The 12,290-nt window shown below is 62.9% G+C and carries 7 protein-coding genes; 1 reads left to right on the top strand and 6 read right to left on the bottom strand.

Annotated features, from left to right (window positions below; all coding sequences use genetic code 11):
- Window positions 1-48: 48 nt before the first annotated feature.
- The 6 genes from EB235_RS24970 to EB235_RS24945 form a co-directional block, all read right to left on the bottom strand.
- On the bottom strand, window positions 49-837 hold the full coding sequence (locus EB235_RS24970; RefSeq protein ID WP_245268947.1) for a GGDEF domain-containing protein: 789 nt from the start codon (window positions 835-837) through the stop codon (window positions 49-51).
- Window positions 838-1,003: 166 nt separating this feature from the next.
- Complete coding sequence (locus EB235_RS24965; RefSeq protein WP_027034730.1) at window positions 1,004-1,708, bottom strand: thermonuclease family protein; 705 nt, start codon at window positions 1,706-1,708, stop codon at window positions 1,004-1,006.
- A 30-nt stretch (window positions 1,709-1,738) separates the two neighbouring features.
- Window positions 1,739-2,674, bottom strand: coding sequence for an ABC transporter substrate-binding protein (locus tag EB235_RS24960; protein ID WP_245268948.1), 936 nt, complete (start codon window positions 2,672-2,674; stop codon window positions 1,739-1,741).
- A gap of 351 nt (window positions 2,675-3,025) precedes the next feature.
- Window positions 3,026-3,211 (bottom strand): hypothetical protein, encoded by a 186-nt coding sequence (locus EB235_RS24955; RefSeq protein ID WP_027034732.1) that lies wholly within the window; start codon window positions 3,209-3,211, stop codon window positions 3,026-3,028.
- Window positions 3,212-3,259: 48 nt separating this feature from the next.
- Complete coding sequence (locus EB235_RS24950; protein WP_027034733.1) at window positions 3,260-3,628, bottom strand: hypothetical protein; 369 nt, start codon at window positions 3,626-3,628, stop codon at window positions 3,260-3,262.
- A gap of 25 nt (window positions 3,629-3,653) precedes the next feature.
- The gene (locus EB235_RS24945) at window positions 3,654-11,012 is read right to left on the bottom strand and encodes a tandem-95 repeat protein (protein WP_171878153.1); all 7,359 of its coding nucleotides are present in this window, start codon (window positions 11,010-11,012) and stop codon (window positions 3,654-3,656) included.
- 323 nt (window positions 11,013-11,335) lie between these two features.
- Here EB235_RS24945 and EB235_RS24940 point away from each other — a divergent pair, with 323 nt between their 5' ends.
- Window positions 11,336-12,271 carry a transglutaminase-like cysteine peptidase gene (locus tag EB235_RS24940; protein ID WP_027028433.1) on the top strand — a complete coding sequence of 312 codons (936 nt, stop codon included), beginning with the start codon at window positions 11,336-11,338 and terminating at the stop codon, window positions 12,269-12,271.
- The last annotated feature ends 19 nt before the right edge of the window (window positions 12,272-12,290 follow it).

Raw genomic sequence — 12,290 nt, 5'->3', positions numbered from 1 at the left:
AAGCCTTTGAAATCGCGCTCGATTTCCGGCTTCGCCACAATCTGGGCGTCAGTATTGGTGCCCAGGTTTGGGCATAACGTCAACAGGTTCTTGGTGTCGCGATATTTGGCCCGCTGCGGCGGTTTCGATGCCAGATAGCCGCGCTTCCGCGGTCCTGAACATGTCGTCGAATTTCAACTCATTTTCGAACGCGATGCCTCCAACACGTATTGAGAGGACATCCTCGGTACCCTTTGGCGCGAAATAGACTTGCGCCACGCGCGCCCGGATGCGCTCGCCGATTTCCTCTGCATCTTGCTCGGTCGCACCGGGGAGAAACACCCCGAACATGGAGGATCCTATACGGCCAACCAGATCCTCGTTGCGCAACGATGATTGGATCGTCGATGCTATCAGCCGCAAAGCCTCGTCGCCCCATCCGGCACCGAAGCGCAAATTGATGGATCGAAGGTGTTCGGGGTGGATCACCAGGAATGCGCCCGATCTTGAACCTCCCGCCGATGGCTTCGGCGTTCTCCTTTCGACCATTGATGAGAAGACAGCGCCGTTCAGGCAGCCTGTCAGCGCATCAAAGGTCGCTGACGTGTTGAGTTCCCGTCGATAGCGACGAACCTTGATCTGCTGCGATCCAATGAACACAAAAAGCGGAACACCAATCACGATGGGCAACACGGTGGCCGTGATCACGCTGCGCCAAAATGGTGTCAACACCTCCGAGAACAAAAGCAGGTAGTTGAGGCTGATTGAAAGAGCCAAAACTCCTGCAGTTCCCAGAAAGGTCAGATAAGCGACGCCTTTCCATGGCCGGGGCGAAGTGGTCGTCATTGTTTTTGTCACTGGCCGATCTCCTGTGGACGGGCTTGTATAAGACCGACATGCCGCAATTTCTGTTTCGAGGAACCTTCCAATTTGATGGATTGGCGCAATGATCTCATAGCGGCCTGGATGAAATCGGCCTGCTGAATCCATGGGGGTTGAAAACAGAAATCCGGCACCACGGCCGCTATTGTGGCAGGCCGAATATGCCCATCTCCGCGTTCCTGGCTGTCGTCTCCGCCTTGCCGTAGATGCCGCTCGGCAATGCCATGGCCCAGCCATTGGAAACGAGCCAGGCGCCAACGTCCTGCTTGCCCAGCCTGCATGGCGCGGCAATGGCAAAGCGTTCGACGTCTGGCGGCACGAAACACTTCAGTGCTCGCCCCCTCATCCAGGCATTGAAGGCGGCACGAGCGCGCTGGCCGCAAGGCCAGGCGGTGTCGTGGAACGAACAGGTTCTGTCGATGTCGATATCCTGCACCCCGCTGATGATTACCTTGCGGCCCATGGCTTCGAAGATCGCTGACGATGTCGCAATCGGGCGGAACAGTAGGGTCTCCCGCCAATCCCTGGGCATCGGCGTTTCCGGGGGCACGGCCAGCCCGATGTCGCTGAGCGGTGGGCGAGGCTCGACCCGCTCGATCTCGGCAGGATCAAGTTGCGGCGGGGCTATGAGGTCTTGAGCAATCTTGCGAGCCGGCTTTCGGCTTTGCGCTTCGACAGAGGCGGCAACCGGCTGTCTTGACTGGGTGCGACCGGGATCGCGGGGCTCCGCCGGCATGGGCCGATCGATCGAAAGCATTGATCCGGCCTGGGCGATCAGCAGGACACCGGTCAGAAGCCCGAGGCTCCCGACCGCGAAGGCCAGCCGGTTGCGGCGCGGCCAGCTCATCAGCTGGAGCGAGTTTGCGGGGCCTGCCGGTCAGAAACCCGACGTCGATTTGGCAACGAGTTTGAGCGCACTCTTTTGAATCCGATAGAACGGCATCGATCTTTGGCTGGATCCGTCAGCGCGAAAGCGGAACAAACCTGTTGATCCGCGAAATCCGCTCGGGTTCTCGAGGGTCTGTTTGCTGAAGCCATCGGGACCGACCGCGCTGGCAATCCCTGCAGTCAGCGCAACCATATCATAAGCGTAAGCCACATTGACGTCGGCCGGGTAATTGTATGTCGTCCTGAAGCGATCGGCGATCGGCCCCGTTTCGCCTGGATCGAGCGCTGCGATATATGCTCCCTCGAACAGCGGATCCATGGGGTGCTCCAGCCAACGGTCGGTTCCGACGACAGAGATTGCTTTTCCCGGAATGCCCTTTGATTTGAGGGCGGCAAGGACCGGCGAGGGGCTTTCATCGCCGCTGGCAACGATGACTGCGTCGGGAGCGTCCACCAGTGAGCCCATTTGGTCGACCGCCTTGCTGCCGTCGCCGGTCGAATATGGCACAGTGACCGCGAGCGTCGCGCCATAGATGCTGAGGCCGTTTGCCACCCGCTTCTCCACGGCGCTGGCGTTCGAGCCTTCCGCAACAAGCAATACGAACTTCTTGCTGCCCTTCGCGGCGAGCCCCGCGGCGCCCGCCGCAGCGCTGTCGGCTTCGCTCAGGCGCACGGCATAAACCCCGGCGCTGCCCGCGAAATTGTCGGCAAGCGCCAGAACCGGCGGCCGCTTCGATCCCGACAGCGTGGCAATATGCTGGGCCGCCGAGAGCTCTGTCGGGCCGATGACGACTTTCGATCCCGTCGTCATCGCCATAACCGCCAGTTTACTGGCCTGAGCACTGTCGCCTTTCGTGTCCTCTATGGTCAGCGTCAGCAATCCGTTGCCGATATCCGCCATTGCGAGCTTGGCGGCGTCGCGCATCTTTCTGCCGTTTTCCCCAGCCGTGCCAGGAGCGGACAAGGGCAGCAACATCGTGATCTTTGCAGAACCGGTACCCAGCGACTGGGTCGCCTGGGCGGGACTGGCAACGGCGGCGCCATTCTGGCCGGCCGGCGCGGCAATCGCTGCCGGGTTTAGCACGTCGGAAACGCCGCCTTTCGACTGGCAACCCGACAATGTCATGGCGAGCGCCAGGGCGATTGCCCATGACTGCGGACCGCAACCTTGCCGGCCTGCTTCCATGATTGCTCCACCCCGTCTGTCGCCGGCATTTCCCGGTCTGGTCTTCTATTCATGTTACGGCGGACTTGCCGTGCCGTCTTGTTCTTTAATTTAGCCGTCGAAAAGCCGGGCCTTCAGCGCAATGATCCGTCTGGCCTGCCCGGCGGCGCGATAGTCCGTGGCCCGGGCACGAAGATGCGGCGCACGCAAACGGCAAATGCCCAGCCAGCTGGCGCCAGCCTGGGTGGCAAACAGACCAGTGCTGGCCAAGGCGATCGTTTCGGCGATCGCCCGCAAAACTGATCCGTCCGATATCATGATGGCCAACAGGCGCGGCCCATCCGGTCAGTGCATGTATTCGACCATGCGGTCGTGGAAGCACTCGCATTTGTTGAGCGTGTCTTCGTCCTTGTAGTTCGTCTTCAGATAGCCGTAGGCCATGCCGCAGGCCACCTTGGCTTCCGATGCCCAGACGAAGACCGGCCGGGACGAGTTGATCCACTCCGTACTGTTGGCGGCGGCGACGGACTCGTCCATCAGCTTGACCACCTGGGCCTTGAGATCGACGATGTTGTCGTTCAGCACCAGGTTGGACGTGCCGACGGTGCGGCAATAGTCGGCCGATGGACCTTCGATGATGTCGGCTGCATTGAGGCCTGTCGCAACGATCGACAGTAGCCCAGCCCCGAAAGCCACACGCAAAATTCTGTTCATGTTCCTGACCCCGTTCCTTTCGCTCCTAAGCCGCGTCATGCTTGGTGCCATGACTGTCGTCGTACAATATTTTCACCGCTTCTGCCGCGCTGTGGAACGTATAGTTCTCCAGCACTGCGACCGTATGGCAGTTGTCGCCGCCACCATTGGTGTCGACCTTGACTTCGGCATTCGCCGGATTGGTTGACGACTGTGCAATCTCGACATAGCCGCCGGCTTCGAGATTGGTCACCCCGGCCAGTCCCTTGAGCAGGGAGGTAAGGTCGATCTTGTCGCCGTCATGGAAGTCCGCGATCAGATCGGTGACCTCGAGTGAGCCGATAGCGAAGGTCTTGGTGCCATCGGAGGCGACGGACGGCTGCGCCTGCGTGGTGGCGAGCGATGTGTCGAGTTCGACCTCGACATAGTTGCCCGTCGTTCCATCGGCCATGTGGAAGGTTCCGTTGCCGGTCACGGCCTGGCCGTCGATCTCGCCAGAAGCCGGGCTGGGCGTCGTGCTTATGGAGACGACGCCGTTGGCCGCGAGACTGGACAGTTCCCCGGCATCGCTGATGCCGTTGGCATTGGCGTCCTTCCAGATCAGCAGGCTGCTGAATGCCGCGTCATTGTGGTCGATGACGCCGTCATGGTTGCTGTCGAGCGAAGCCAGTGCGGCGGCGCCATTGGCGAAGTGTCCGCCGGCGAAGTTCTGTGTGAACAGTTCCTTGCCGTCGTCGATCTTGCCGTCATGGTTGAGATCCATTGCCAGCATGCCGTCATTCGACGTGTTCCAGGCAACCTGGTCCTTCGCGCCGTCGCCATTGATGTCGAACTGGACGCCATGGCTGATATCGGAAAAGGCGAAGCCGTTATGGTTCAGGTCGAGGATTATGGGGTCAGACGTGCTGTTGTGAACGACGAAGTCGGCGGCGTTCAGCGCGTTTAGCTGCGTTGAAGTCGTGATGTTGTCGAGGGTTGCGACCTGGGTGCGGCCTCCTGCCGTGCTCCAGTCGGTATCGAACCAGAGTTCGCCGCGGCTGGTTGTCGAGTCGAAGGCAAGCACATAGGCGTTGGTGGCAGAACCCGTCGCCGCCGCGATTTGTGCCGCGGTCTGCGCGGCAGTGATCTGAATGATATGCGCGGCGTCGGCGGCGACGATCGTCGCTATCGAAGCATGGGTGACGAAGTCGCTGGCGTTGAGAGCGGTTCCGGACGCGCTTCCGGTGGTGTTGACGAAATTGACGCTGCCGCTGCCGTTGACGCCGGTATCGAGCAGACCGATCTTGTCGGTGCCGTGCACGAAGTCCTTGATCGTGTCCGTTCCGGTGTTGGTCGCCATCCGGAATTGGTCGGCGCCAGCGCCACCCGTCAGGGTGTCGTTGCCGCCGCCGCCGATGAGCAGATCGTTGCCTGTGCCTCCGATCAACGTATCAGCGGTCGCGCCACCGGCGATGACATTGTTCACGCCTGCCGTGGCATTCAGCGTGTGGTCGCCGTCGACGGTAATGCCGATCGTGCTGCTCGCCGTGTCGCCGTCATGATCGGTGACGGAGACGTTGAAGTTGAGGTTGTTGGTGCCATTGTTATCGGCAGTCGACACGCTGGCGAGCGCGACCTTCGAGTTGGAGCTGACGGAATAGAATTCGACGTAGTCGATGAAGTTGGTGCCCGCTACCGCCGGTAGTGTGAGGCTCGTGATACCGTTGGCTGTCGCTGATGAGGTTGTCCCATCGGTATAATGGATCACATAGGCGATGTCGCTGCCGCTGCTGAAGGTAAAGCTGGCGGATATCACATTCGCGGAAGCCGAGCTACCCGGCGCAAACGCCCCGGCACCGTCGTAGTCGGTGACGGCTCCGAAATCGAAGCGAAGAATTTCGCCGTTATTGAAATTGTTGTTCGAAACGCCCCAACCACCCGTCGACCCATTGACCGAGTCTATGACGATACCAGCCGTCGCGCTGCCGGCGGTCGCATTCTCCCAGTTGCTGAGATTGAACCCTGCTCCGGTGCTCCAGCCACTGACGATGGAGAGCTGGGTGCTTGGGCTGCCGCCGAGCAGCAACTGTTCGTTTGATGGGCCGGAGCCGAAGGAAGACGCTCCGCTGATGACCTGGTTCGTGTGGATCGCATCGAGTGGCTTCAGTTCGGTAAACGTGTAGGTGCCATGAACCGGGTCGACGGTAAGTGTGAAGACGTTGTTCAGCGTATGGTCGGCGCCTGTGTAGGCTACCAGCGTATCGGGATGAGCCGGATCGACATAGTAGTGAACAGCTGCTCCGCCGACCGTCAGGCCCGCCGGATCCACGTTCGACAGGAGGCTCGCGGTGACCGGATGATCGGCGCCGCCATCCACTGGCATTTGTCCGGTTATCGTGACGTTGGCTTCGTTGGCGACCACGCCATGGTCGATTGTCCCGAGGGTCGGGACATCGTCATTGATCGTCATGGTCAAGGCTTTGGTCGCCGTCGTTCCGTCGCTGTCGGTGAGAGTGACCGTGACGATACCGCTATCCGTTGAAGCCCCTAGATCATGCTGATAGGCAGCTGTTTGCGTGAAGGAGTAAGCGCCCGTCGCTTCATTGAGTGTAAGCACCCAGGACGCGCTGGTGAGTGTCAGGATCGTCTGGCCCAGGCCGTTGGTTGAAAGCGATTGGGCTGCGGACCCGAGACCGCCGTCATAGCTGTAGGAGAATGGCGTTGTCGCATTGGGGCCGTCGCCGCCGAAGTTGAAGCCCATCGAGCCGCTTTGGTTCTGGGCTGTAAATCCATCGGTGTTCGAATCGACAATGTTGTCATCGCCGGCTGCGTCGCTCGTTGTCGCCGCCGCCGCCACGAGAGTGGGTGAGCTGTTGATGACAGTGATCGACAGCGTTGTGACTGACGTATCGCCGTCGCCATCCTTGAGCGTGTAGGAGAACACGTCCGTGCCCGATGAGTTCGGGTTCGCCGTGTAGGTGTAGCCGCCGTTGGCGCCCAGGACCAATGTGCCGAGCGCGCCGGTGACGCTGGTACCGACACCCGCATTGTTGATGACCGGGGTGCCGTTGTTTCCGGCCACAACACCGGAGATCGACGCGCCATCGGCGCCGAGTGTGTCTGCTCCGGAATTGGTGGTGCCAACGGCAGTAATGACGTTGCCGGTCGCGACAGCGGAGACGGTTGTATCGGTGTCGGCCACCGCGGTCGGCACGTCGTCGACGATGTTGATGACCAGGTTGCCGGCCGGGGCGGTGTCGCCGTCGGCGTCGGTGACGGCGACGGCGAAGCTGGCATGGGTGTTGTCGCCCGAGGTGTTGTCGATGAGCGTGTAGGAATAGCTGATGGTGCCGGCGCCGGTGGCCGGATTGTAGACATAGCTTGCCGTCAGAGTGCCGGTGGTGCCGTCGGCGTATGCGGTCGGCACGCCGGTCAGCACATGGCCGCCCAGGGTGACCGTCTGGATGCCGTCGGGCGAGGTGAAGGCGATGGTGCCCGAGGTGGTCTCGGAGGGCGCTGCCGCGTCCGATCCGGCGGGCTCGCCGCCGCGGGCCGGCAGGCCGGCTTCATAGACCGTCGTCGTCGCGCCGCCCGGCGCCGGGATCGTGTCGCCCGGCGTTGCATCGCCGACCGCGATGGTCAGCGTGGTGTGCGATGTGTCGCCGTCGCCGTCCTTGATGGTGTAGGTGAAGACGTCGTTGACGCCGCCTTGCGAGCCGGCATGGCGGGCGTAGCTGTAGGAACCGTCGGCGTTGAGCGTCAGGTCGCCATAGGTGCCGTTGATGACGGTGCCGACAGTGGCGCCGTTGTCGAGAGCCGAACCGGTGTTGCCGGCCGCGACGCCGACCACGGTCGCGTCGTCGGCGCCCTTGGTGTCGGCGCCGGCCGGATTGCCGTCGCTGCCGGTGCCGGTGATGACATTGCCGCCGATCGGCGCGAACGACCCCGCCGCCACCGCGTCGGTGTCGGCCACCGCGGTCGGCACGTCGTCGACGATGTTGATGACCAGGTTGCCGGCCGGGGCGGTGTCGCCATCGGCGTCGGTGACGGCGACGGCGAAGCTGGCATGGGTGTTGTCGCCCGAGGTGTTGTCGATGAGCGTGTAGGAATAGCTGATGGTGCCGGCGCCGGTGGCCGGATTGTAGACATAGCTTGCCGTCAGAGTGCCGGTGGTGCCGTCGGCGTATGCGGTCGGCACGCCGGTCAGCACATGGCCGCCCAGGGTGACCGTCTGGATGCCGTCGGGCGAGGTGAAGGCGATGGTGCCCGAGGTGGTCTCGGAGGGCGCTGCCGCGTCCGATCCGGCGGGCTCGCCGCCGCGTGCCGGCAGGCCGGCTTCATAGACCGTCGTCGTCGCGCCGCCCGGCGCCGGGATCGTGTCGCCCGGCGTTGCATCGCCGACCGCGATGGTCAGCGTGGTGTGCGATGTGTCGCCGTCGCCGTCCTTGATGGTGTAGGTGAAGACGTCGTTGACGCTGCCTTGCGAGCCGGCATGGCGGGCGTAGCTGTAGGAACCGTCGGCGTGGAGCGTCAGGTCGCCATAGGTGCCGTTGATGACGGTGCCGACAGTGGCGCCGTTGTCGAGAGCCGAACCGGTATTGCCGGACGCGACGCCGACCACGGTCGCGTCGTCCGCGCCCTTGGTGTCGGCGCCGGCCGGAATGCCGTCGCTGCCGGTGCCGGTGATGACATTGCCGCCGATCGGCGCGAACGACCCCGCCGCCACCGCGTCGGTGTCGGCCACCGCCGTCGGCACGTCGTCGACGATGTTGATGACCAGGTTGCCGGCCGGGGCGGTGTCGCCATCGGCGTCGGTGACGGCGACGGCGAAGCTGGCATGGGTGTTGTCGCCCGAGGTGTTGTCGATGAGCGTGTAGGAATAGCTGATGGTGCCGGCGCCGGTGGCCGGATTGTAGACATAGCTTGCCGTCAGCGTGCCGGTCGTGCCGTCGGCATATGCGGTCGGCACGCCGGTCAGCACATGGCCGCCCAGGGAGACCGTCTGGATGCCGTCGGGCGAGGTGAAGGCGATGGTGCCCGAGGTGGTCTCGGAGGGCGCAGCCGCGTCCGATCCGGCGGGCTCGCCGCCGCGTGCCGGCAGGCCGGCTTCATAGACCGTCGTCGTCGCGCCGCACGGCGCCGGGATCGTGTCGCCCGGCGTTGAATCGCCGACCGCGATGGTCAGCGTGGTGTGCGATGTTTCGCCGTCGCCGTCCTTGATGGTGTAGGTGAAGACGTCGTTGACGCTGCCTTGCGAGCCGGCATGGCGGGCGTAGCTGTAGGACCCGTCGGCGTTGAGCGTCAGGTCGCCATAGGTGCCGTTGATGACGGTGCCGACAGTGGCGCCGTTGTCGAGTGCCGAACCGGTGTTGCCGGCCGCGACGCCGACCACGGTCGCGTCGTCGGCGCCCTTGGTGTCGGCGACGCCGTCGGTCGCATTGCCGTCGCCGCCCGCGATATCGATGCCGGTCAGCACATTACCCGTAGCAGGGCCGAACTGGCCAGCGGCGATGGCGTCGGTGTCGGCGATCGCCGTTGGCACGTCGTCGACGATGGTGATGGTCAGCGTGCCGGTGGCGGTCTCTGGGGTGCTTGGGTCGGTGTCGGTCACGCCGATCGAGACTGGGATCGAGGTGTTGTTGGTGTCACCGGTGTTGTCGAGCAGCGTGTAGGTGTAGTGGATGTGGCCCGTCGTCGGGGTCGTCGCCTCGTACCAGGCGGTGAGCGTTCCGGTGGTGTTGGAGATGACCGTCGTCGGATTGAGCGCATCGGTGCTTGCGACGGTGACGCCCTGCAGCGAGACAGCCGACACGCCGTCCGGCGAGGTGATGTCGACGGCGCCCGAGACTGTCGTGGGATAGGCCGCTTCGCCCGTATGCGAACCCGCCGGCTCGCCGGGACGCGTGGCAAGGCCTGCCTCGTAGACGGTGGTGTCCGCGCCACCGGTCGTGGGGACCGCATCGATGTGCGGGGTGCCGTCGCCGATGGCGATGGTCAGCGTGGTGTGGGAGAGATCGCCGTCGCCGTCCTTGATGGTGTAGGTGAAGACGTCGTTGACGCCGCCGGGCGAGCCGGCATCGCGCACATAGCTGTAGGAGCCGTCGGCGTGCAGCGTCAGCGTGCCGTAGGTGCCGTGAAGCCCCGCAGTGAGCGTGCCGGCGTCGTCGAGGTCCGCATTCGTCGTGCCCTTGGCCACGCCAACGACGCCGCCCGCGGCATCCTTGCCGTCAGCGCCGAACACGTCGTTCACGAACACATCGCCTGTGATGGCGGCCTGGCTGCCGGACGGCACGTTGCCGGTGTCGGCATTGGCGGTCGGCACGTCGTCGATGATCTGGACCGACAGCGTAGCAGGAGCCGAGGTGTCGCCGTCGCTATCGGTCACCGTCACTGTCATGTTTTCGAAGACGGAATCGGTCCCCGCGACGGAGTGTGTCGCGCTATGGACGAGCGTGTAACTATAGCTCACCTGGCCGGTGCTGGCGTCGTAGCCGCTGATGGTCAGCGTGTTGCCGAGCGGCGTGGTGATCTCGATCGGCGCCGATGCGCTGTTGGCAAGGGCAGCGCCCGAAATCACCTGGCCGGCGATGGTCAGCGAGCCGACACCGTCGGGCGAGACGATGGTGAAGGTGCCGGTGTTGTGTTCGGAGGGGTCACCGTCGGCCCCTGGCGCCGCCACCTCGCCCGAGCCTTCCGATCCCGAGCTTGCCGGCAGGCCTTTCTCATTGACACCGGTGTCGCCGCCACCGGTGGAAGGCGTCAGGTCGATGATCGACGGTATGGAATTGGGCTTGAGAAGAGACGGAAACAGTTCGCGGTTCTCCGGTTGGCCGAACGCCAGATCCGTCGGCGGCAACAGCGCCGAAAGACCGAAGCCGTCGCCGATGCCGCCGGGGGGAACCGAGAAGTCTCCGCCCGCACTCGAGGTCGAACCGCCTGGGCCCGCCGACATCGAACCGTCGGCGCCGAAGGCGACATCGACATGGCTTGCCTCGAGCGCGGCAATCAGCGCAACGCGCGGCACCTCGACGTCGCCAATCATGAAGGTCGGCACGTTGAGCGCGCCATCCTTGATCACGATCACCGAACCGTCGGCCTGTTCGAGCACAAGGTTGTGGCCGTCGACCTTGATGTTGTCGATCGAGACATTGGCCGGAAGTTTCACCACATGGTTGGCGTCGGCCACGTATTCGTGCGGCGCGGCCGCCGGTGGCGCTTTCGCCTCCGCGGGAGCTTCCGGTTTGACGGGCGCGCCGCTGCCGACATCGACAGGAACCGGTTCGGCCGCCGCCGGAGCGGCCTTTTGTGTCGAGGCTGCCTCCGCGACCTGGATCTGCGCCTGCGACGGCAGGCCGTGGTGATCATTGACCGCGGAATGCTCGTCCCAGGGACCCGCGGCGCTGTCCAGATCGATATTGGTGGTCATTTGCTTGTACCTCTCCGGTATTCCCGGAAAGAGACAGTGGCGGCCATTGCTTTGCAACGGTCTGTCAATCTATTTTATATATCTGCATATGCATGAAATGGCATTTTTTACGGATGGTAAACCGACAATATATACTCCGTTATATGTTGCGGATATTGGCCGGTGCCGGCGGCGGCTCTTCTCCGGCCGTGTGGTAAATGAAAGTATAAATTTAAGTAGAATTTTACATAAAATAGATGACGTAGATTTCGTTCCAGTTATCCACCTTCCTTTCCGATAATTTGAGACAAGATTGGTAGCGTCCACAGTCGAAGGTGGGCGTTATGAAAAAAGAAAAAAATGCACCGGGTATAACCGGGCTCAAAGTGCTCTTGCTGGCAATCGGCCTTGCAACCCTGCCGCAGCTGTCGTTCGCGAGCACCCTTTCCAAGGATGTTGCTTCAACCGGCGGGCTTGTCGAGCGGGTCCAGATGCCGCCTTTTCTGGGTGGCGTTTCCCTGGAAAGGCCTCAATCCTGGAAGCCTGCGACGGGATACCAGGTCGGTATGATTTCCGCCGGCTACGCCACTGCTGGAGCCCAAGCCGAAGCGGCGCCAGCGCCGGCTGACGCCGGAATTGATCCTATCCAGACCGCGGCCATCATCCCCGGCGTGTTCGGGTCTGTCGCATTGTCCATGCACAACTTTCCGGTTTCGGCGCGCTGGGCGCCTGTCTACCAGGCGATTGTCGGCTGCACGGCAAACAGTGCCTGCGAACGAAAGAGCGCTGCTTTTGCCCGGCTGGTCGCGACGGCCCAGGGGAAGGGGTTCAGCGAGAAGCTGTCTTTCGTCAACAGCGCCATCAATCACATGATCGCCTACAGGAGTGACAGCGTCGTCTACGGCAAGCTCGACTATTGGGCAAAGCCCGGGGAAGTGCTCGAGAAACGCGCCGGCGACTGTGAGGATTTCGTCATCCTGAAGATGACGGCGCTGCTCAGGGCCGGCATCCCGGCGCAGAGCATGGCGCTCGTCGTTCTCCAGGATCGCAAGCGCGGGTTTTTCCATGCTGTGCTGTCGGTAAGTACGGGCAGCGGCACGTTCATTCTCGACAGCCTCGACAACACTGTTTTGCGCGACAGCGATCTGCCGGATTATGTTCCGCTGTATTCTTTCAGCACGGACCGGGCCTGGATCCATGGCTCGAGATCCGGCAATGCGCAGGTTGCGGAGATCAAGGGCGGTCTTTCAACCGTGGCGCCCGGCGAAGGGTTGCAGTAGGCTTCTGCCTCCAAGACAT

Source organism: Mesorhizobium loti R88b (genome assembly GCF_013170845.1).
GTDB lineage: Bacteria > Pseudomonadota > Alphaproteobacteria > Rhizobiales > Rhizobiaceae > Mesorhizobium > Mesorhizobium loti_B.
Note: the sequence above shows the minus strand (reverse complement) of the source record. Positions and strands in the feature narration are given on the sequence as shown.